This window comes from Corynebacterium crudilactis (assembly GCF_001643015.1).
GTDB classification, from domain to species: domain Bacteria; phylum Actinomycetota; class Actinomycetes; order Mycobacteriales; family Mycobacteriaceae; genus Corynebacterium; species Corynebacterium crudilactis.
The window spans coordinates 2533713-2555396 of sequence record NZ_CP015622.1 but is presented as its reverse complement, the minus strand read 5'-3'; the positions used below and the strand labels follow the sequence as shown (position 1 = coordinate 2555396).

Annotated in this window: 20 protein-coding genes and 1 tRNA gene; 10 read left to right on the top strand and 11 right to left on the bottom strand. The window is 52.5% G+C overall.

The window, feature by feature from the left end; genetic code table 11:
* Positions 1–170 precede the first annotated feature (170 nt).
* From ccrud_RS11880 to ccrud_RS11870, 3 genes are read right to left on the bottom strand one after another with little or no spacing between them, the layout of a single operon-like run.
* On the bottom strand, positions 171–1052 hold the full coding sequence (locus ccrud_RS11880) for a metal ABC transporter permease (RefSeq protein WP_066567974.1): 882 nt from the start codon (positions 1050–1052) through the stop codon (positions 171–173).
* Complete coding sequence (locus tag ccrud_RS11875) at positions 1053–1745, bottom strand: metal ABC transporter ATP-binding protein (RefSeq protein WP_066567973.1); 693 nt, start codon at positions 1743–1745, stop codon at positions 1053–1055. It abuts the gene before it with no gap.
* Between the two features lie 10 nt (positions 1746–1755).
* Positions 1756–2670 (bottom strand): metal ABC transporter solute-binding protein, Zn/Mn family, encoded by a 915-nt coding sequence (locus tag ccrud_RS11870; RefSeq protein ID WP_074025643.1) that lies wholly within the window; start codon positions 2668–2670, stop codon positions 1756–1758.
* A gap of 104 nt (positions 2671–2774) precedes the next feature.
* On the opposite strand from ccrud_RS11870, the gene ccrud_RS11865 reads away from it, so the two are divergent.
* On the top strand, positions 2775–3854 hold the full coding sequence (locus tag ccrud_RS11865; RefSeq protein WP_425394221.1) for a LacI family DNA-binding transcriptional regulator: 1080 nt from the start codon (positions 2775–2777) through the stop codon (positions 3852–3854).
* On the opposite strand, the gene otsB is transcribed toward ccrud_RS11865, so the two are convergent.
* From otsB to thrE, 5 genes are all read right to left on the bottom strand, one after another.
* Entirely contained in the window at positions 3851–4621 is a 771-nt protein-coding gene (gene otsB / locus ccrud_RS11860) for a trehalose-phosphatase (RefSeq protein ID WP_066567964.1), read from the bottom strand. The two genes, ccrud_RS11865 and otsB, sit on opposite strands and share 4 nt — an antisense overlap.
* A gap of 43 nt (positions 4622–4664) precedes the next feature.
* Positions 4665–5153 (bottom strand): hypothetical protein, encoded by a 489-nt coding sequence (locus tag ccrud_RS11855; RefSeq protein ID WP_066567961.1) that lies wholly within the window; start codon positions 5151–5153, stop codon positions 4665–4667.
* Positions 5150–6607 (bottom strand): alpha,alpha-trehalose-phosphate synthase (UDP-forming), encoded by a 1458-nt coding sequence (locus tag ccrud_RS11850; RefSeq protein ID WP_066567958.1) that lies wholly within the window; start codon positions 6605–6607, stop codon positions 5150–5152. Before ccrud_RS11850 ends, ccrud_RS11855 begins: the two co-directional genes overlap by 4 nt.
* 12 nt (positions 6608–6619) lie before the next feature.
* Positions 6620–6949, bottom strand: coding sequence for a hypothetical protein (locus ccrud_RS11845; RefSeq protein WP_066567955.1), 330 nt, complete (start codon positions 6947–6949; stop codon positions 6620–6622).
* Between the two features lie 79 nt (positions 6950–7028).
* Positions 7029–8483: a threonine/serine exporter ThrE gene (gene thrE, locus ccrud_RS11840; protein ID WP_066569914.1), complete on the bottom strand. Its 1455-nt coding sequence runs from the start codon at positions 8481–8483 to the stop codon at positions 7029–7031.
* A gap of 148 nt (positions 8484–8631) precedes the next feature.
* Here thrE and ccrud_RS11835 point away from each other — a divergent pair.
* Both ccrud_RS11835 and ccrud_RS11830 read left to right on the top strand, forming a co-directional pair.
* Positions 8632–8704, top strand: a tRNA-Thr gene (locus tag ccrud_RS11835).
* Between the two features lie 548 nt (positions 8705–9252).
* Positions 9253–10068 carry a Cof-type HAD-IIB family hydrolase gene (locus tag ccrud_RS11830; protein WP_066567952.1) on the top strand — a complete coding sequence of 272 codons (816 nt, stop codon included), beginning with the start codon at positions 9253–9255 and terminating at the stop codon, positions 10066–10068.
* On the opposite strand, the gene ccrud_RS11825 is transcribed toward ccrud_RS11830, so the two are convergent.
* Positions 10055–10870: a CE1 family esterase gene (locus ccrud_RS11825; protein WP_011015255.1), complete on the bottom strand. Its 816-nt coding sequence runs from the start codon at positions 10868–10870 to the stop codon at positions 10055–10057. The two genes, ccrud_RS11830 and ccrud_RS11825, sit on opposite strands and share 14 nt — an antisense overlap.
* 66 nt (positions 10871–10936) lie before the next feature.
* On the opposite strand from ccrud_RS11825, the gene ccrud_RS11820 reads away from it, so the two are divergent.
* Complete coding sequence (locus tag ccrud_RS11820) at positions 10937–11899, top strand: diaminopimelate dehydrogenase (RefSeq protein ID WP_066569912.1); 963 nt, start codon at positions 10937–10939, stop codon at positions 11897–11899.
* Between the two features lie 18 nt (positions 11900–11917).
* Here the strand turns inward: ccrud_RS11820 and ccrud_RS11815 are convergent, their stop codons facing one another.
* A complete protein-coding gene (locus ccrud_RS11815) occupies positions 11918–12997 on the bottom strand; it encodes a cupin domain-containing protein (RefSeq protein ID WP_066567950.1) in 1080 nt (359 codons plus the stop codon).
* Between the two features lie 22 nt (positions 12998–13019).
* Entirely contained in the window at positions 13020–13970 is a 951-nt protein-coding gene (locus tag ccrud_RS15070) for an alpha/beta hydrolase (protein WP_081099600.1), read from the bottom strand.
* Positions 13971–14167: 197 nt separating this feature from the next.
* On the opposite strand from ccrud_RS15070, the gene shiR reads away from it, so the two are divergent.
* The 6 genes from shiR to ccrud_RS11780 all read left to right on the top strand — a co-directional run bounded on the left by shiR (position 14168) and on the right by ccrud_RS11780 (position 21631).
* On the top strand, positions 14168–15055 hold the full coding sequence (gene shiR, locus ccrud_RS11805; protein ID WP_066567948.1) for an HTH-type transcriptional regulator ShiR: 888 nt from the start codon (positions 14168–14170) through the stop codon (positions 15053–15055).
* A gap of 304 nt (positions 15056–15359) precedes the next feature.
* Positions 15360–16712 (top strand): shikimate transporter, encoded by a 1353-nt coding sequence (gene shiA / locus ccrud_RS11800; RefSeq protein WP_003853963.1) that lies wholly within the window; start codon positions 15360–15362, stop codon positions 16710–16712.
* A gap of 47 nt (positions 16713–16759) precedes the next feature.
* Positions 16760–17053: a YciI family protein gene (locus ccrud_RS11795; protein WP_038585675.1), complete on the top strand. Its 294-nt coding sequence runs from the start codon at positions 16760–16762 to the stop codon at positions 17051–17053.
* Between the two features lies 1 nt (position 17054).
* Positions 17055–18146, top strand: coding sequence for a zinc-binding dehydrogenase (locus tag ccrud_RS11790; RefSeq protein WP_066567945.1), 1092 nt, complete (start codon positions 17055–17057; stop codon positions 18144–18146).
* A complete protein-coding gene (locus tag ccrud_RS11785) occupies positions 18139–19812 on the top strand; it encodes an FAD-binding protein (protein ID WP_066567942.1) in 1674 nt (557 codons plus the stop codon). The genes ccrud_RS11790 and ccrud_RS11785 overlap by 8 nt, the downstream gene beginning before the upstream one ends.
* Positions 19813–19843: 31 nt before the next feature.
* Positions 19844–21631 (top strand): FAD-dependent oxidoreductase, encoded by a 1788-nt coding sequence (locus ccrud_RS11780; RefSeq protein WP_066567939.1) that lies wholly within the window; start codon positions 19844–19846, stop codon positions 21629–21631.
* Positions 21632–21684: the final 53 nt, after the last annotated feature.

Genomic DNA, 21684 nt, shown 5'->3' with positions numbered 1-21684 from the left:
TCGAGATTGAAAAACCAAATCACAGTGCCCACAGAACCTAGAAATGAGGTTCGTGGGCACTGTGGTTTGGTCTCGGCACGCGAATGCTCAAATGGAGGGGTTGGGCGTGCAAGGAAAGCGGAAATCCTTAAAAACCAGCACGTCTTCTAGCTCGTGGCAATCAAATATGCTTAGTGGTGATGCTGATCGTGGAGACGGCGTCGGAAAGCGTCTTCGTCGCGCTGCGCATCGCGGCCCTTTGCCCAACCGATCACGCGACACACCAGGTAAATCACAAAAGAAATAGTGGTGACAAAAACACTCACTGGCAAACCAGGCGCCAATGAGAGCAATAGCCCGCCCACAGCTGAGACTTCAGCGAAAATAACTGCCAACACCACAGCTTTAATCGGATGGGCTGTCACCGCGACTGCAGCCGCGCCGGGAGTAATTAGCAAGGCCATGACCAGCAAGGCTCCCACGATTTGTACGGACTGGGAGGTGGTCAAGCCAACGAGAACTGCGAATGCGACTGCAATGAGGCGGACATTTACACCGGAGGCTTGTGCCATGATGGGATCTGCGCTGGCGAAAAGCAGGGGGCGCCAAAAGATCAGCACGGCACCCACCACAATCACTGCGACGGCAATCAAGATCCACAAAGAGGCTGAAGATACTCCCACGATTTGTCCTGTGAGCAGGGAAAAAGCTGTGGAGCTTCGACCGGGGTAGAGATGAATGAACAATACGGAAAGTCCGAGGCCGAAACTCATCACGGCACCCACGGCGGAATCTTGTTGTTTCATACCCAACAGCGCTAGTACGATTGCGGCAACCACGGAGCCAATCACAGCACCGCCACCCACGTTGAGCCCAAATAGTAACGCTGCGGCGGCGCCCATCAGTGCCAATTCCGCAGTGCCATGGACGGCGAAAGATTGCTGACGAATCACAATAAGGGGCGCGATGACTCCAGAGAGTAGGCCAAGAACAGCAGCAGCGATGAGAGCATGTTGTACAAAATCAACGCTGAGGAGGTATTGGGTATCGGAAATCCAAGTGGAGAAATCCATTTAAACCACCACAATTCTGTCGTTGATGCGCGCAACTGTTACTGGCGCATTGTAGAGTTCGCTCAGTTTTTCTGATTGCATCACATCGTCGACGGTGCCAATCGTGTGTCCATTTGGTGCAAGGTACAAAATGCGATCAACTAGGCCCATCAGCGGATTGATGTCGTGAGTAACCACAACGACACCGACGCCTTCAGCTTTGAGCTCACCAAACAATGATACGGTGCGCTGTGCGATACCGGGATCCAAACTGAGGAGGGGTTCGTCGGCAAGCAATAGTTGTGGCTTCGCTGCAAGCGCCTGCGCCTGGCGGACAAGCTGCTGCTGCCCACCGGAAAGCTCACCGACGCGCCGATTCGCAATACCGGTTGCGCCCACGCGAGCAAGCAGCTTATCGACGTCCCCCTTCTTCGGTTTCCTGTTGGAGGTAACGCCGTGAGCTGCAGAAAGTGAGACTAAATCACGCGCACGCAAAGGCACATCAAAGATGCGTTGCTGCGGAATATAGCCCACGCGAGCATCAGTTTTCACTGTGCCCTGGGTGAGTTTTCGGGTGCCCAAAACTGTACCGATGAGCGTGGATTTACCCACACCATTAGGGCCTAGCACCGCAAGGAATTCCCCCTGCCTAAGCTCTAAATTCAAGCCCTTCCAGAGGGGGTCCACTGCAGCATCAGTGAATGTCAACAACATCTAAAGTATTCTAAACCTGCTTAGTTGCAGCTGCGAGATTATCTACAGCTTTAGTGAAGGCATCGAGGAAATTCTCGGTGTTTTGAGGGGTCTCATAGATCTCAACAACCGGCACGCCTTTTTCTTCCGCTAATTCTTTCAGTCGTGTGGATACCGGCGATGCGGACTGCGGGTTATAGATCAAAACATCAATATCGCCATTGTTGATGGCATCTTGGAATGCTGCAATATCTGCTGCCGTTGGCTCGCCCTCACTCAACGTGGTTGCGCGGTAGCCAGCTGGTGTAGATTCCACCGCATCGGAGTGCGCAAGAATATGATCCGCAATGGGCTCGGTCTGAGCGATTTTCACGGCCGGCAGCGCATGGATAGTCTCGTGGAGTTCATCCATCTTCGCAGTGACAACTTCGGGAGTGACAGTGATTTCTGGATCTAGCTCGCGAACTTTTTCTGCGAAATCTTCAGCCACCTCTGAGACCTCTTCGGTGGAGTACCACACGTGCTCATTGTCTACGTCTGCATGCTCTTCGTGATCCTCATGTCCCTCGTGAGCTTCGTGGGTTTCATGATCCTCGTGATCGTGATCGGTGAGTTCAAGTGCATGAATAATGCGGTCATCTTCGCCGAGTGAATCATAGAGCCAGGAATCGTATCCGCCGCCGCCAACGATAATGATGTCTGCTTCGGATACTTGTGCCATGTCTACCGCAGAAGGCTCAAAGGAGTGTGGGTCTACGTCTCCGCCACTAATGATGGCCTCAATGGTGGCGTCTGGGGCTACTGCTTGAGCGATATCAGCCCACACTTGAGTGGATGTGACTATTTTTAAAGAATCGTCTGGTTCTGCTGTGCTGGTGGCAGTGCAGCCGGCAAGAACTAAGGGGAGTAGGGGAAGTGACCAGAGGATTCTTTTCATATTTGCCATTAAATGCTTATTGAAAAGCATTGTCAACATGAAAATCTATTGAAAATGGCTTCCCAGGAACTCGGTTACAGATATGCAACCATTCTAGCTGGTAGATTGTGGTGATTATGGGTAGGAAACAACAATACGGAACCCTTGCATCAATTGCAGCAAAATTGGGTGTCTCAAGGACCACAGTGTCCAACGCCTACAATCGGCCAGAGCAGCTCTCTGCAGAACTCCGGCAACGCATCCTCGATACCGCTGAGGGCATGGGATATTTAGGCCCTGATCCAGTAGCTCGGAGTTTGCGTACCCGCAGAGCGGGAGCCATAGGAGTATTACTCACCGAGGATCTCACCTATGCCTTCGAGGATATGGCATCCGTTGACTTCCTTGCAGGAGTCGCCCAAGCGGCAGGAGAGACTCAATTAACATTGATTCCGGCCTCGCCAGAAAGCAGCGTGGATCATGTCTCTGCGCAGCAACTAGTGAACAACGCAGCCGTGGACGGAGTGGTTATTTATTCCGTGGCCAAAGGTGATCCACATATTGATGCCATTCGTGCTCGCGGACTTCCTGCTGTTATCGCAGACCAACCAGCAGACGAAGAGGGCATGCCCTTTATTGGCCCAAATGATCGCAGTGCCATAGGGGCTGCTGCCCAAGCGCTTGTTAATGCTGGACACCGCAACATTGGTGTGCTGTCTATTCGTCTTGACCGCGAAAGAAACGATGGGCATGTCACCCGTGAACGTCTAGAAAATGCACAGTATCAAGTACAACGTGCCCGCGTCATAGGTGCCTTAGAAGTGTTTGCCGATGCGGGGATCGGTATTGAAACTGTGCCGATCATGGAATGTTGGATCAACAACCGCACTCATAACTTTGACGTAGCCAAGCAGCTGCTGGAAGCTCACCCAGATTTAACTGCCGTGTTGTGCACGACGGACTCTCTTGCCTTTGGCGTGCTGGAGTATTTAAAAACTGTGGGTAAGTCTGTGCCAGCTGATTTATCTCTCACCGGATATGACGGCACACACATGGCTTTGGCAAGAGACCTCACCACTGTGATTCAGCCAAACAAACTTAAAGGCTTTAAAGCCGGTGAGCTCTTGCTGAAAATGATTGAAAATGAACAAGTGGAGCCAAAAGTGGAATTGGAAACATCCTTCCACCCAGGCTCCACGATCGGTCAGGTTTAGTGGCCTAAGCGAGCATTTTCCACATACTGCATGCGGTGATACGCCAGCTTCTCCAACAAAATTCCGACATCATCCACGCTGTCCACTCGTGATTTAGCAGCGGTGTCTCCGGAACCCACCTTGATGGTTAGAGCTCGAGGGTTATCAGCTAAAGCTTCAAAGCCATGCTCATCCGTGGTGTCATCACCGATGAAAATGACACCGGTTGGATCTGTGCGGCTGACAAAATCTTTCAGCCAAGAACCCTTGGTGGTGGAGCTAATGGAGTACTCCACGATATTTTTACCATTGGTTACTTTAAGCCCTGAGGTATCCAATTCAGCAGCTTGGGCAAGGATTCCTTGGATTGTGGCTTTGTCTGACACCCGAATGAAGTGCAGTACCCGGTGGAAGGGTTTGATTTCTACGAAGGCTCCATCGATATCCTCAACGATCTTTTCTAGATCGGCTTCGATTCTTGCCAGGCGTGTCTCCTCATCTTGCGAGAGAGTACGGGGACGGGAAGAATCTTCCGAGCCATGGGAGCCGACCATGGTGATGCGATACTGGCCAAGATCAAGGACCTGCTTTAAGCCTTCCAAATGGCGACCCGACAAAATGACAACGTCTGTGGCAGCTTGCTGAGAGAGATCCTTCACGGCTTTGAGGGATTTCTGGTTGATGGGAACGCTATAAGGATCTTTGCTAAATCCTGCGATAGTGCCATCAAAATCAGACACGAGCAGGAAGTTTCTGGTCTGTGCGATTTCCTCAATTGTCAAAGTCATGCGCACCAGTGTACGGATTTCACCGTGTTTAAGAGGCAGACAATTAAGGAGTGGGTGCGATCCAAGAAATGAGCCGGATTGACGGACGGTCAAGCTCGTCAACATCACTGGTGAGAAGGATCTCGGAGGCGGAAGTTCTCGAAATATCAAAAGACCCGGGTAGGAGATCAACGAGTTGTTCGTGAACGATAAGTTCTTGACCTTGGCAATCATCTGGAAGCTTGTCAAAATCTAGCGCTGACAAGGTCATATAGTTTGCATCAAGAACCGAGCTTTTTTCTCCATTGAGGAAGAATTCCGCACGTCCAGTAAAAGGAACGCATCCGCTGTAGCCAGTGAGCGAGGACTTGCCAAAATCTAGGCTGGGCTGAGAAATAACAAGATCACTAATCGCATGTTGTTCATTTGGCGCGGTGTAAATATCGCTTACCAGCCAAGTAGAATCAGTCATTTTCACAATGTCGGAGCCACACGCTGTCAACAACAGTGCAAGGGGAAGGACACTTGTAGCTGCAAGATGCGTGCGATTCATGAGTTTTCTCCCGAGGTTGCCAAACAGTCCAAGAAACTATTCGCCCACACATTTACATCATGGGTGTAGACCTGTTCGCTGTTGGTTTTCATCCGTGAGGCGGCTGATTCTGCATTATTTTCTAGATCGTAGACAGCCGCTACCATTTGTCGTTTGATAGATTCCAGATCAAAAGGGTTACACAAATATGCGCCAGTCAATTCGGTCGCCGCACCCGCGAATTCTGAGAGCACCAAAGCTCCAGAGCCATCGCGATGATTGGCAACAAATTCCTTAGCAACCAAATTCATGCCGTCTTTAAACGGAGTCACCAGCATGACATCAGCAGCGGAGTACAGCACCTGTAGATCAGCTTTGCTCAATGAACGGTGCAGATAATGCACAACAGGATGTCCCATACGACCAAACCTGCCATTGATCCGGCCCACTGCCTCTTCAACCTGAGAACGAGAAACCCGGTAGTGCTCAATGCGCTCGCGTGAAGGCGTAGCAACCTGAAGCAACACAGCTTTTTCGGGATCGAGTGCACTAGATTCCAGTAGCTCCTCAAAAGCGAGAAGGCGCTGCAAAATGCCCTTGGTGTAGTCCAATCGATCCACGCCCAAAAATACAGTTTCAGGCTGGCCGAGGGTTTTTAAAAGATTAAAAACGGCGCTTTTCGACGCCCCCCCAAACGCTGCAACATCAATCGAGATGGGGAATGCGCCGACACTAACTCGGCGACCGTCAGCAGTTTCCACATGAGCGCCAACCTCACGCACTAATGCTTCGCCACTCACCTGCAAGGTGTCTGGCTGTCCCACATGGGATCCAGCAGCACCAGCCACTTGTTGGGTGAGAGCGAGAAAGTTCTCCGCATTCTGCACCAAGTGGAATCCCAAAAGATCTGCACCGAGCATGCCTCGAACAATTTCTTCGCGCCAGGGCAACTGACGGAACAAATCAGGAGAGGGGAAAGGAATATGCAGGAAGAACCCAATTTTGAGATCGGGACGCATTTGGCGCAAAATTCCTGGCACCAAAAGCAGCTGATAATCCTGCACCCACACTGTTGCGCCTTGAGCTGCAACCTGGCTGACTGCCTCGGCGAATTTAAGGTTTACTTCCCGGAATGCGTACCACCATTCCGTGTTGTACACCGGGGTGACAATCAGATCATGGAAAAGTGGCCACAAAGTGGCGTTTGAAAAGCCTTCGTAAAAGCCTTCAAAATCACTTGCGGTGAGTACAACAGGGTGCAACAAAACACCCGTATCCGTACGAAACGGCTCGGGTGCAACATCTACAGTTCCTGGCCATCCGACCCAACATCCTCGATGTTGTTCCAAGACGGGGGAAAGTCCAGTGACTAAGCCACCAGGACTAGGCGAGATGCTGTAGCTACCATCTGGGTGGACAGTCATGTCCACTGGCAGACGGTTGGCAACAACTACAAAACTATTGGAATCATCCATATAAGATCCGGCTTAAGACTTCTTAGTAGTCTTCTTTGCGATGGTCTTTTTGGTAGTTTTCTTAGTGGTCTTCTTCGTGGTTTTCTTAGCAACAGCCTTTTTTGCTGGTGCCTTACGGGTCCGCTTCGCAGCCTTCTTTGGCTGTGCTTCTTCGTGTTCAGAAGCGATCTTGGTGTAGCGCACACCCTGAGGCTCTACGCCGAGCATGCACATCAAAGTGACGCCGTCGAAGAAGTCTTTAGAGTAGGTGGCAACAATCCTGCGGGCTCCGGCTGCGGTTTCCTCTTCAACAGCGTGAAGGGATTCGGGGGTTGGACGAGTGTCCGTAATTTTGGCCGGCAAGGATCCTCCTGAGGTTTTAAAAGCGATCGACCCTATATTCTACGCTATATATACGAAAGACGCCTAAGCAGGTACATTTTTACTTTTTGTTACCTGTTTTGGATCGTCGCTTTTGCCGATTTCGCTTCTGTTCAGCTTCCTGAAAGGAAAAGGCATTGGCTTTTGTGAACGCGCGGTAAGGGTTGAAGCGTGGCGGACGGCGTAGCCTGCGAGCAATCCACTCACCCAACACCACGCCTGCAGCTAATGACGCAGCAGTTGCCAGTGCAACCGCAATATTGGAAAATCCCAAAAGCGTTTGCTCATTGAGCACGGCATACATGCCGCGGTAAATCGCTAAACCGGGAAGCAGCGGAGTGATGCCGGCGATCGCCACTATGAGCGGCGGAATCAGGAATCGACGAGCAAGCAAACCACCGGTGAAACCAACTGCAGTCGAAGCAATAGCTGCTGCCGAAATAGGGCCTGCGTAAAAAAGGAAGAAATAATACACAGCAGAACCCATAAAGGCAGTAAGCCCGGCAATGAGCGCTGATGATAGCTCTGCATAACAACCCATTGCGAAGGCCGCGGAGGCGATACCGCCAGCGATAACTCGAGCAGGGATCGACGATGGATTAGGTGCTGCTGCTGCTTCCATCGGCGGGAGCATGATGTCCAAGATGCCAGAGAGTTGAATGCCTAAACCGACTCCGGCAACAATGCCACCGGTGAAAAGTAGTGTCTCAAAAAACCGTGCACTAGCTGTCACCGGAGCTCCAGTGATGCCATCTTGAAGTGATTGCACCAGGGTCAAGCCCGCCAACAGCACGACAATTCCCGAGGCGATGATCTGACTGGGTTTAATCTCTAATCCAAATTGCAGCGCAAAAGCATAAGCAACCGATGCCGGAATGGTTGCGATCAGACCACCCACGACATTTTGGAAAAATGTGGGCAGACCCTTTTTCCCTAAAAATGCTGTGGTAGACATGATGGTGAACGCGGTTAAAAATGCAATGAGCGATACTTGCCAACCACCACCAAGGAGCACTGCAATGGCTCCACCCATGGTTGCCCATCCCAGAAGTGCAACAGGGAAGCCATAAGACGCTGGTGATTGTTCCAATTCATCGAGAATCTTCTCGGCCACTTCCGGAGGAGTTGCGCCAGCTTGGATCGAACGAATCAAACGGTCAACCTCGGACAACTTGGAAAAGTTCGTATCCAATTTGCCGACAACATGAAAAACGTTGACCGGCATTTTTCTTTCCACACCTATATTGGTGAAGATCGTAATGGTGTTGAGCGTGATATCTACATGGCAGTAGTACAAACCATAGGCTGATGTTACTGCCCTGATCTGTACTTTCGTATCACTGTTTGAAGTGCCGGAAGAAAGCAAAATATCGCCGACGCGTGCAGCTAAATTCATCACACCGGCCACTTGACTATGGTCCGTGAGGTCAATCGGTGCCAATGGCGATGGCGGTGGTGCGGCTTTTGCAGCGTCAACGGTAGAAATACGACCCCGGAGGGTGGCGAAACTTAACATCCGCTGGAAAACATTTTGCAAGGAAAAAGCATCCAATCAGGGGTGGTTTTGTACACGGTTTACTTAGACACTCTAGTGCCGAATTCCTTTGTGGCACACCTATGCGCTACGATACTTTTTGTAGTTGTTAATTATTAACAATTGCGGTGCTGGAGTGGCGCAATTGGCAGCGCAACGCACTTGTAATGCGTAGGTTGAGAGTTCAAGTCTCTTCTCCAGCTCAATAGTTTCACGATAAGAGGTATCTCAGATTATTGAGGTACCTCTTTTTCGCGTCCCGGAGTTAGGTGGCAAAGGGGCTTTCGACAGTTCTGTTTACATAGCTGCGGGCACTTTTCTTACCCAATTCGCTATAACTAGCCATATCTTGTTGCGATTGAAGTAGCAGCTAATCAGCCAGATATAAAGACGCTGCCGTGAGAAACATTCTCGAGGCAGCGTCTTGCTCTGTTTTTAGGAGCCCTTATGTGAGTAAGGGAGGAAACTCCACCCCTTAGATAGATGAGCGTGAGAGGAAGATGATGGTGTTTTACAACCGGCTTCTCCGCAGGATTCCCACTATGGAACCATTGGTTTTAAGGGGAAATATTTTCTTAAATAATATTGATTTCTGAGCCATAAATTTTGCTGTTTTAGCAGTTGGGGACAGGCTTGAGACGAAATTATGGGGCCTTGTTAACAAGGCTGCTGGATAACAGGAGTGTAAAACAAGAAGGAAGTTCTGAGGTTTGCTCGATTATGTGTGGTCTTTACGCGTAAAGTTTGGGGCATGGGAAAGTTACTTTTCGTAGACATCGGTGGCACACTGCTGGATTACTCAAATGAAGTTCCGCGTTCGGCCGTTGACGCGATCCGTAAGGCACGCGCCAAAGGACACCGCGTGTACTTGAGCTCTGGTCGAAGCAGCGCTGAGGTGACTTCTCAGTTGTGGGATATCGGAGTGGATGGCCTCATTGGCGCAAATGGTGGATATGTGGAAAGCGCACAGGAGTCTGTGTTCCACCGCCGTTTGTCGGGTGAGGAGACCCGCCACATTGTGGAGTGGCTCTACAACCGTGGTTTGGAGTTTTATCTCGAGTCCAACAACGGTTTGTATGCAAGCCGTGGTTTCCGTGAGGCTTCTAAGCCAGTGCTGTCTCGCCTTTCGGAGAAGACCGACGTGACAGTCGATAGCATGTACCCGGATATGTTCTGGGGCGCGAGCCTTGATCGTGACGATGTGAACAAGATCAGTTACATCTTCAATTCTCAGGAAGATTTGGACGCAGCGCGTGAGGCGTTCCCTAACCTGGAGCACACCACGTGGGGTGGTCAGACTGGTGCGTTGTTCGGCACGATCGGTGTGTCTGTCAACAAGAAGATCGGCGTGGATCGCCTGCTGAAGTACCTGAACGCAGATCGCGCAAACACCATTGCGTTCGGCGACAGCGATGAGGATCTCTCCCTATTTGAGGCGAGCGCTTACGGCGTCGCGATGGGCGAGGCCACCGAATCGCTCAAGGCCGCTGCTGACCTGGTCACGGATGCGGTTGGGCAGGACGGCTTGCGCAATGCGTTTTTAAAGCTTGAGCTTATCGACGTCTGACCCCATCAAAGAACTTCCCAATCTCCTCAGCCGCTATCACTGATGTGGTTGAGGGGCCTAGAAATTCTGGATAAGTTTTCCCACTTGGTACCAAGTGGCCGATCCCGTTGAGTGTCCAAAACTCAACGGGATTTTCTCCATCCCAGGTATCGATCGACACCACATCATCAATCACGTCGTGGCGGTGTTCGGTCAGTCCGTTTCGGGCGGCAATATAGGCAGCTGAATCAAAGGCGGACATGCCCACGCCACGGCGGTGTTCGCGACCAATACCGGCATCGCCACCCTCATACGGTGAAAAAGTATCGGCAGTTCCAGCCATCGCCAAATAAGGCACCGGATGTGTCTTGAAGGTTTTCACCTGCGGCAAGGTATTTTCAGCAACTGGCATGTTGGATGCAATGGTTGCAGCGCCACTGAGCATCTTGGGAACCTCATGCATGAGCCGCAACACCATCTGCCCACCGTTGGAATAGCCAACAATAAAGATCCTCTTGATGCCATACGTATTGCCCAAATGGGTGGCGAGTTTTACAAAGAACCCCACATCATCAATACCTAAATGGCGGGTATTTTCATCCAAACCCAACCGCGCATCATTCCAATGCTGATCCACCCCATCCGGATAAACCACCATGAACGGCAACGGATCAAAAGTCCTGTTGGTGAAGCTGCGCCCCACAGATCCTGACTGCTGGGAGCCATGAAAATAGATCAGCGCATCCGTGGTGGAACCAAAAGGCTCAACAATACGAAACGTTCGCTTTCGGTCCTGATGAAAGAGATGTCCCTGAATCATCATCTAAGTATGCATCTCGGTAAGCTCGACCAGGACAGTGCCACCACAATTTTGGAGGATTACAAGAACATGACCAACATCCGCGTAGCTATCGTGGGCTACGGAAACCTGGGACGCAGCGTCGAAAAGCTTATTGCCAAGCAGCCCGACATGGACCTTGTAGGAATCTTCTCGCGCCGGGCCACCCTCGACACAAAGACGCCAGTCTTTGATGTCGCCGACGTGGACAAGCACGCCGACGACGTGGACGTGCTGTTCCTGTGCATGGGCTCCGCCACCGACATCCCTGAGCAGGCACCAAAGTTCGCGCAGTTCGCCTGCACCGTAGACACCTACGACAACCACCGCGACATCCCACGCCACCGCCAGGTCATGAACGAAGCCGCCACCGCAGCCGGCAACGTCGCACTGGTCTCTACCGGCTGGGATCCAGGAATGTTCTCCATCAACCGCGTCTACGCTGCGGCAGTCTTAGCCGAGCACCAGCAGCACACCTTCTGGGGCCCAGGTTTGTCACAGGGCCACTCCGATGCTTTGCGACGCATCCCTGGCGTTCAAAAGGCCGTCCAGTACACCCTCCCATCCGAAGAAGCCCTGGAAAAGGCCCGCCGTGGCGAAGCCGGCGACCTCACCGGAAAGCAAACCCACAAGCGCCAATGCTTCGTGGTTGCCGACTCCGCCGACCACGAGCGCATCGAAAACGACATCCGCACCATGCCTGACTACTTCGTTGGCTACGAAGTCGAAGTCAACTTCATCGACGAAGCAACCTTCGACTCCGAGCACACCGGCATGCCACACGGCGGACACGTAATCACCACCGCAGACACCGGTGGATACAACCACACCGTGGAATACATCCTGAAGCTGGACCGCAACCCAGATTTCACCGCTTCCTCACAGATCGCCTTCGGTCGCGCAGCTCACCGCATGAAGCAGCAAGGTCAAAGCGGTGCCTTCACCGTCCTCGAAGTTGCTCCATACCTGCTCTCCCCGGAGAACCTGGATGATTTGATCGCACGAGACGTTTAGTTTCGGGGCCCACCCCTGCTAGTTTGCAGGGGGTGGTCCTACAACCACAACATCCAGCTCAGCTTGGACTTTTGCAAATGCCTCTGCTGGGAACCACGGCTTTCCGCAGTCCTCCAACTGGACATGAGCATCGGTGGGGGTGTTCATGTAGTCAAAGAACGGTTCGAAAACCTCAGTGGTTAGAAGCCCCAACATCTGTGTGTTGTGTCCGGCGAAAGCAAAGGAGTGAATGGTTCCAGCTGGAGCATGGACATAATCACCGCGAGAGAGAATGATCTCTTGACCATTCACGTGTAATTTGATTTTTCCGTCGAGGCAGAAGAAATTCTCGGTGTGTAGGCGATGGAAATGCAGAGGAATATACGGGGCTTCGGCTCCTCTCGATTGCATTGCAAAGAATTGATTTCCAGTGTGCTTCGGGCGGCAGACAAAATTGTTGATCTGTTCAAATTGTTCCAGCCGATCTCCGCTGCCGTCTTCCAGCGCAAATGCTCGGGCCTCTTCGGGGAGACGATCAAAACGAGGGCCGAGCTCGGCGAGATAATCCCGCTCATAGAAGGTGAATCCACACGCCTCGAGCTCCTCGCGGGGAAGGTTGGCGGATTTGCCGCTAATACGGAAAGTATGGGACGGCGAGGTCGTGCCCAAGATTTCTGCAGCGCGTAGGAATGCATCCGAACCTGAGTGCACTAAAGCTGAGTTAATGAGGCCTTCACATGCGAAAGACCACTGAGTATTAGCGGGGATCGTGGCGCTGCCACCGGCGATAATATCTTGACGCCCATCGGCGAACCACAGGGTTAAACGTCCCTCCATCACGTGAATAAACGTCGGTCCTGCAACTGAGAAGAATCGGGTGGCAGGGGTCTTTCCAGCACTGATACGAGCGAGGGAAAATACGCCACCGTTATCTTGAGGGCGAGACATCACGGTGAAGTGGTAGGGGCCAAGTTGGTGCAATTGGCCATTACCAGCACTGAGGGCGTAAGGGACTGACTCGCCGGGGAGCGAGTCGAGGACGGGAACCAGAGAATTGCGGCTTGCAACGATCGCCTCGGAGTCTGGTGGGATGGCACTGGGCAGGCGGGGGGAAGTCATTCTTGGATTCTTCTTTCGGTAGTTAGCCAAGGTGAAGGTTGAAAAATTGCTTGATCATCTCGTGGTCAGCGGCTAGGCCCTCAAGTTCAAAGGGATTTTCAGGGCTTTGTTGCGCAGTGAATCCGGTGTGTGGTTCACGTTCGAGTCGGCCATTATCAAGCCGAACACCAGGCCCCAGCTCAGTGACGTTTCCTGGATTGAGGAACCCGTGGCCAAAACCCTCAATGAGGATGAGAGTGGACTGGCGCCCTAAATGCACCAGTTGTGAGTGCAGAGCAACCGACTGTGTTTCTGGCACCATGGTGTCACCGGTGCCGTGCATGATCAGAAATGGTGGCGCGTGTGTGGCGTCTTGATGCACTGGGCTGGCAGCTTGTGCTTGGCTTAGTTGCAGCGTGTAGTTTTCCGGTGTGGTTGCGGGGCCACCCAATAAATCTTGCTCAGGTGTGGGTGGCTTTGCCTCTCCCGCCTCGCCTGCCCTAAAAGCCGGCAGCAGCTTTTCGATTTCGGCAGGGCCATACCCTTCCATTACGCAACTCACGTGGGAGGATACTCCACGGAAATCTGCGGGGATGTGTTCTGAATCCAGTTCCGAGAGATGTCCCAGCAGCGCTGCCATTGCGGCAACATGTCCACCCGCGGAGGATCCCCACAACCCAATTCGCTCGGAATTAAGGCGCAGATCTTCATGGTGAACCCGTAAGAATCGAATTGCCTGGCGCAAGTCTTGAACCTGGGCGGGGTGGGGATGCGATGGCGCTAGACTGTAATCAATACTCACCATCGCAAACCCCGCGGCTGCGAAATGTTGAGAAAAATCTGGCCTGGCAGTGCGGTCTTGCATGCGCCACCCACCGCCATGTAGCCAGATGATCACTGGCCAGCCCTCGGGTGGTGGGGTGGCCTCTGGATATTCGAGGTCCAGTTCTAGTTCAGGATGATCAGGTGAAAAGCCAAAAGTCTCCGTAGACATTGGTGCTCCTTGACTGATGCCCGGGCCCGGATGCCTATGGCTTTTATGACCCACCAAAACATCAGCAATAGGCAATATCATAACTATTTGCACATAGCATTGTGGTTTTTTGATGATGTTTTTAAGTGCTGAATCTAAATCCCAATGCTACTGCCTAAAGTAGGATGTCCTGAAGAAGTGGGTAAAGGGGTTTTTACGTGGAGATTCGGTGGCTGGAGGGCTTTATCGCCGTTGCAGAAGAGTTGCATTTTAGTAATGCTGCGCAGCGGTTGGGTATGGCGCAGTCACCGCTGAGTCAGATGATCCGCAGGTTGGAAACAGAGTTGGGGCAAAAGCTCTTTGAACGATCTACTCGTTCGGTGGATCTCACTGCTGCGGGCAAAGCCTTTTTGCCGCATGCGCGAGAGATCGTGTCTACGACGGCCGTGGCGCGTGAGGCAGTTAATGAGGCTGAGGGGGAAATCGTTGGCACGGTGAGAATTGGTTTTTCTGGTGTGCTGAACTATTCCACGCTGCCGCTTTTGACCAGTGAGGTGCATAAACGGCTTCCTAATGTGGAGTTGGAGCTCGTTGGTCAGAAGTTGACGAGGGAAGCGGTAAGTTTGCTGCGCTTGGGGGCGTTGGATATTACGTTGATGGGTTTGCCCATTGAGGATCCAGAGATTGAGACTCGGCTGATTAGTTTGGAAGAGTTTTGCGTGGTGTTGCCGAAGGATCATCGTCTTGCGGGGGAAGACGTGGTGGATTTGGTGGATCTGGCTGAAGATGGGTTTGTGACGACGCCGGAGTTTGCGGGGTCTGTGTTTAGGAATTCCACCTTTCAGTTGTGTGCTGAGGCTGGTTTTGTGCCGAGGATCAGCCAGCAAGTTAATGATCCTTACATGGCGCTGTTGTTGGTGGGGGCTGGGGTAGGGGTGGCGATCACGACGCATGGAACTGGTTTGTTGGCGCCACCGAATACTGTGCATTTGCCTATTAAGAAGCATTCGGTGGAGCTTCGGCATGGCATTGCGTGGATGAAGGGTTCGGGTCGGGTCGCTAGGGATGCGGTCATCGATATTGCGTTGGATATCTTTAAGCCTTAACTGCAAAAGAGGCCTAAAAATTAGGGGGAAATTAGGCCTCACACAAAGATTTTTTCAACTAGTTTTGTGGTATTTTCACTCGCCTTCGCACTCTCATTAGTTTCTATTTGCAAAGGTTAACGCCATAAAAGTGACTTCCACTACATCATTAAGTCAAAATGTTACTTAAAGAATGTAGAATTCTGTATTTCTCATACAAAGTGATTCGTCATATAGTTCATTCCATTGGTTATCCAGCTCACAATTTAGGTTCCAAACGGATAGCCACTTGACCTAAATACCCATTCCTTTGAGAGGGAATACGATGACTATCAACTCACCAGCGCCGAAGGTCGGTGACACCATGTCCCACGAAGCCTATTCGGCCAAAGCCCATCCAACAAAAGGCACTCCACAGGCCAAGCGAGCTGCTCTATCAGCATTCCTTGGCTCAACCTTGGAGTACTACGACTTCTTCATCTACGGTTCGGCAGCTGCACTCGTTTTCTCCCACGTCTTCTTCCCAGAAGGCGGTGCGAACTCAGTTCTGTTGTCTATCTCCACACTCGGTGTTGCATATGTTGCTCGCCCAGCAGGTGCGGTTTTGTTCGGACACTTGGGAGACACCATTGGTCGTCGAAAGACTTTGATGATCATCTTGTTCACCATGGGTCTGTCCACCTTGGCTATCGGACTTCTTCCGACCTACGGCCAGGTGGGAATCCTCGCACCGATCATGCTTGTGGTGCTTCGCCTACTGCAGGGATTGTCTGCCGGCGGTGAGTCTCCAGGTGCAGCGTCGCTGTCCATGGAACACGCACCACAGCGTCGTCGCGGTTTCTACTCTTCATTCACCATTTCCGGTGTCATGTTCGGAATCGTGCTTTCCTCCGTGGTATTCATCCCCATCGCGGCTCTGCCTGATGAACAGCTGTTTAGCTGGGGCTGGCGCATTCCGTTCATCTTGAGCATCATCTTGACCGGTGTTGCCCTGTGGATCCGTAGGCACCTGGAAGAGTCTGAGACTTTTGAAGAAGAAGTTGAAGAGGCCAAGGTTCCTGAAACTCCAGTTGTGGAACTGTTCAAGAACCACTGGGCTGCTGTATTCCGCGTGATGTTCTCCTCTACTTACGCCATGATGAACACCATCTTGAACGTCTTCGGTCTGGCATATGCGGTGTACAGCGACATTGAGCGCACCACCATGCTGGGTGTCATCGCGGTGGCAAACCTTATGGCTGTGTTCTCTCAGCCGTTCTTCGGTTTGCTGTCGGACAAGATTGGCCGCAAGCCAGTGTTCATCACCGGTGCACTTGGTGCTGGTGGCATGATGTTCGTTTTCTTCAATGCGATTAGCACTGGAAACATCGCCATGATTTACCTCTCCGCGATGGTTCTGATGGGCCTGTTCTACGCAGCGCCAAACGCTACGTATATGGCAGCGTTCCCGGAGCAGTTCCCTGCAAAGGTTCGCTACTCAGGAATGGCTATTGGCCTCATGCTTGGCCTGTTGGTCTCAGGATTCGCGCCAGCTGTTGCAGAAATGCTCACTGGTGGACAAGCAGAAAACTGGCAGCCAGTTGCCTGGATGTGCCTTGGTTTCGCAGTCCTTTCCGCGGTCGCCTTTGCCACAGGTAAAGAAACCTACAAAACCCCAACCCACCTTCTCGGAAAATAACTCGGCAATTACCCACAACAAAACACTTGAGGGAAGTTTGATTCTCTATGGCTGCATACGCTGTTACCTACGCCTACGTTCCAGAAAATGATGAGATGGCAGCGATCCGCCCAACTCACGTTGATTTCTTGAAGAACCTCCACGAGCAAGGCACCTTGCTGATCTCTGGTCGTTTGACTGAATGTGATCCTTTGGGTGCACTGTTGATCATCAAGGGCGATTCCGTTGAGGAAGTTGAAGCGATCATGGATCAGGACCCTATCTACTCTGGTGGTTTCGTTTCAGAGCGTTTGGTTCGCCTGTGGAACGTTGCTTTCGGTGCTATTGCGGAGAAGAATTAACATGACTGTCGCAGAATCCACCGAAACCACTGCCAACGCAAAGATCATCACGGCTGCTGTTACTACTTCGAAGCAGACCATCGAGTTTCAGAATCTTCTAGCGCCGACGATTGTGCCTGGTTCTGCACGAATCTCCATGGCAGCGGTCACACTGTGTGGCACTGACTCCCATATTTGGGATGATGATTACGCTTCAGAACTCCCTATTATTCAGGGGCACGAAGCAGCAGGCATTATCACTGAGATGGATCCTTCCGATGAAGGCAATGGATTCAATGTTGGCGATCGAGTTGTAATTTGCCCGATGTTCTACTGCGGCAAGTGCTACGCATGTTCGGTTGGTCGTGTGAATGCTTGTAAGGAAATGAGCGTTTACGGCTGCTACGAAGATGGTTCTTTGGTTGATGAACAGGTTGTTCCTTACGCGAACCTGTTTAAGATTCCAGATTCCCTTCCACTTGATTTGGCACCGATCGTAGAGCCAATCTCGATTGCGATGCAGGCCTGCAAGCGTGGCCGTCCAGTGAGTGGTGAGAAGGTTATCGTCAACGGTGCTGGCCCGATCGGTGTGCTGGCGGTTCGTTACCTGAAGGATCAGGGCTGCGAAGTCGCTGTGACCGATATGGTGCAGTCCCGCTTGGATCTGGCTAAGCACTGCGGTGCGGATAAGACTTTCGTGGTTGATGGCGGTTTCCCGAACGCTGCGCAGGCAGTGGAAGTTGACACCTGGACTGACGGAAACGGCCCATCCCTGATCATCGATGCAACCGGCGTCCCAGCATCCCTGGCCGCTGCGATTGATCTGGTAGCAACCGCAGGCCGCGTGGTGTGCGTGGGTATCTCTGACCGCGATCTGGTTTTCGATATGCGCAAGCTGGTATCCAAGGAGATCGATCTTTTGGGTTCCCGCAACTCCCAGAACCTGTTCCCAGAGTGCATTGCGCTGCTGGATAAGCACCAGGACACCCTGCGCGCATTGGTTACCCACCGTTTTGATTTTGACAATCTCGATGAGGCGTTCACTACTTTGACCACACCAAATGCTGGTGTTGGAAAGATCGCCATCGATTTCCCAGGAGCTCAAAATGTCTAAGCCACTTCTTTGCTCAGTTGCCGATTGGCCTGAAGAACTAGATGTCCTCGTGCTTGGGTCTGGTTGTGCTGGAATGACCGCCGCACTTGTCGCGGCGGATGGAGGCGCGCTGGTGGGCGTCGTCGAAAAGCATGACAAGCTTGGTGGCACCACGGCTGCCGGTGGCGGAGTGATGTGGGCTCCCAACAACCATCTCATGGGGCAGCGCGGTTTCACCGACTCCGAGGAGGCCGCTGCGGAGTACATTCGTGCGGCGACCAAGGGCAAGCTGTCCGACGAGGAAATTGCCTGGTACATCAAGAATGCCGCTGAGGCAGTGCTGTTTTTGGATGAGAAAACCCGCGTGGATTACGCGCCGTTGAACCGCCCGGATTACCACCGCGAGTGGCCAGGGTCCACCGAAGGCGGCCGCGGTTTGGACCACAAGCCGTTTGACCCCTCCGTGGTTCCCGGCCTGGTTGAGGCCGTGCGCCAGCCGACCTATCTGCCGCTGATCACCATGGATGAGCGCGACCACCTCCACGGCGCCGCACCTGATCCGCAGCTGCTTAAAGACCGCGCGAACCAGGGCGTACGCACCATGGGCGGCGCATTATCCTCCGCCATGATCGCGTCCGCCTGGGACGCCGGCATCCGCATCGCCGCTGGCACCGCAGCCAGCTCCCTTCAGCGCACCGAGTCCGGCTGGGAAGTTTTGCTTATCGACGCCTCCCTCCAGCGCACCATCACCGCAAAGCACGTGGTCATCGCCTCAGGCGGCTTCGAATGGTCCAAGGAACTCACCTCGACCCTCCTGAAGTTCCCGATCACCCCAATTTCTGCACCATCCAACACCGGCGACGGCCTGAAGCTGGGCATCGGCGTGGGCGCTGCGTTCACAGAGACAACCGATATCTGGGGCGTTCCTGTTATCACCGCACACGGCGCGGAATACGATGGCCAGCAATCTGGACGCATGGGCAACGTGGAGGCGACACTGCCTGGCTCCATCGTGGTGAACAAGCTGGGTAAACGCTTTGTTAATGAAGCTTTGAACTACCACGATTTCTCTCGAGTCTTTGCCAACATCGACCCAGAAGAATCAGTTTTTGCCAACATCCCGGCGTACCTAGTGATGGATTCCTCCTTCACCTCTAAGTACCCAGTGGCAGGTAACCCAACGTTTACCTCCGGCGCGGAAGCCCCAGCATGGATGGTTCAGGCGGACACTGTGGAAGAACTTGCAGGGAAACTTGGCGTGGATGCCGCAGGCCTTTTACGCACCGTTTCACGATTCAATGACGATGCCCGCACCGGTGTCGACTCCGAATTCAGCCGCGGCGCAACAGAGCAGGACCGCCACCTTGGCGATCCAGCCAACACCCCAAACCCATGTTTGGCACCTTTAGAAAGTGGCCCTTTCTACGCCATCGAACTCCACCCCGGAGTCCTGGGCACAGCTGGTGGATTGCAGACCGACCTCGACGGCGAAGTCCTCGGCTGGGATGGCCTTCCACTTGGCGGACTGTATGCAGCAGGTAACTGCTCAGCAACCGTATTCAAGGACGCCTACCCAGGTGGCGGCGCAACCATCGGATCCGCCATCACCCGCGCATACGCAGTGGGTAAGCACATCAGCCAATCCTTTCAGATGGAAACCACTGAAGCACTGAGCTTGACTCACTAAGAAATAAAAGTAGAAGGAAAAGAGAAGAACAATGGTGGATAAAGCTTCCGAAGCGAAGTGGGACAAAGAAGTTGACCTGCTTGTTCTAGGATCAGGCGCAGCCGGACTCTCCGCAGCACTCACCGGTGTTGTGGAAGGCCTGAATGTCTTGCTTCTGGAAAAAAGCGACTACATCGGCGGCACCACCGCATATTCCGCTGGAACCATCTGGATCCCCAACAACCACTTCCAGCGCGAAGATGGCATCACCGATGACCGTGAAAAGGTAGAGCGCTACCTAGACACCCTGGTTGGGGACAAATCGGATAAAGAAATGCGTATGGCCTATGTCGATCAAGGTCCGCACATGCTGAAGTACATGGAAAACATCGGCGTGGAATTCCTCCGCTCACCCAACGTGGTGGACTACCACTCCGAACTTCCAGAAACCGGCAAAACCGGCCGTGCACTTGAGCCAAAGCCTTTCGACGGCCGCGAGCTCGGCAAGGTCAACTTCGCACACGTCCGACCACCAGTCCACGAGTTCGCACTGATGAACGGCACCATGATGCTGCGCCGTCCAGAAGTCAATGTTCTTCTCGGACTCTTCTCCAAGCGTCCAAAACAAACCGTCGCCGCAGTTGGAACAGCTCTGAAGCTGGGACTGCGTTGGGCAACCGATATCGTGAAATATCCTCGCGGAACCCGCCTAGTCATGGGTAATGCGTTGACTGCACGGATGTACCACCAAGTGCTTTCACGAGGCGGTGCGGTATGGCGCAATGCATTGACCACCGAACTTATTAAAGAAGGTGATGTTGTTGTCGGCGCCGTGGTTAACCACGGGGGAGTAGCTTACCGGATTCGAGTGAACAAGGGCGTTGTGCTTGCCGCCGGAGGTTTCTCGCAGAACCCTGAGCTCCGCAAGAAATACATGCCAGAACCTACACCACAGTTTTCGCGTACCAATGAAAGCGCCACTGGCGATACTATGCAGCTCGCTGCCGGTATTGGCGCACAATTGGGTAAGGACAATGGAGAAAACGCACTCTGGTTCCCCTCTTCAATTGGTACGCGCGCAGATGGTTCCACAGCGGTCTATCCCCATATCTGGGATCGTGGACGCCCTGGAGTAATCGCGGTTAATGCAGCAGGCGAAAGATTCGTCGATGAGTCTGTGTCTTATCACCGTTTCGTCCGAGCAATGTATGAATCACACAAAACAACGCCAACTGTTCCTGCCTGGCTTATTGTTGATTCTCACACGTTGGCAAAATACGGACTCGGCATGATCACCATGCCGCATCTTCCAAAGATCGCACTGCAAAAATACATTGATTCCGGATACCTCCATGCCGGTGCTTCCTTAGCTGAACTTGCTCAAAACATTGGCATTGATCCAACAGGCTTAGAAAAAACAGTAAAGCGCTACAACACGTTCGCGAAATCTGGCATCGATGAAGACTTCCACAAGGGTGAGCTTCTTTTCGGACAAGCAGCTGGCGATCCGCAGAACAAGCCAAATCCCAATGTCGGGCCAGTAAAGAAGGGGCCGTTCTACGCAATTGCAGTAGTCCCAACTCCTTTGGCAACTGCATTTGGAATCAGCATTAACCAGCGCGGACAAGTTATTGCTGAAGATGGAACCCCAATTAAAGGTCTGTACTCAGCTGGTAATGATGCTCAATCCGTGATGGCTTCTGAATATCCAGGTGCAGGTTCCCAAGTGGGCTCGGGTATGACGTTTGGTTGGATTGCTGCGCAGCATGCCGCCGGAAAACTAGGCGATCTTGAGACCTCAGCTGAAGATAAGCAGAGCAAGGCTTCCATTAATAAGTAGCCTTCACTGAGTTGGTTTATAGAACATTGAGTTTTCTGGCAATAAATATGAAA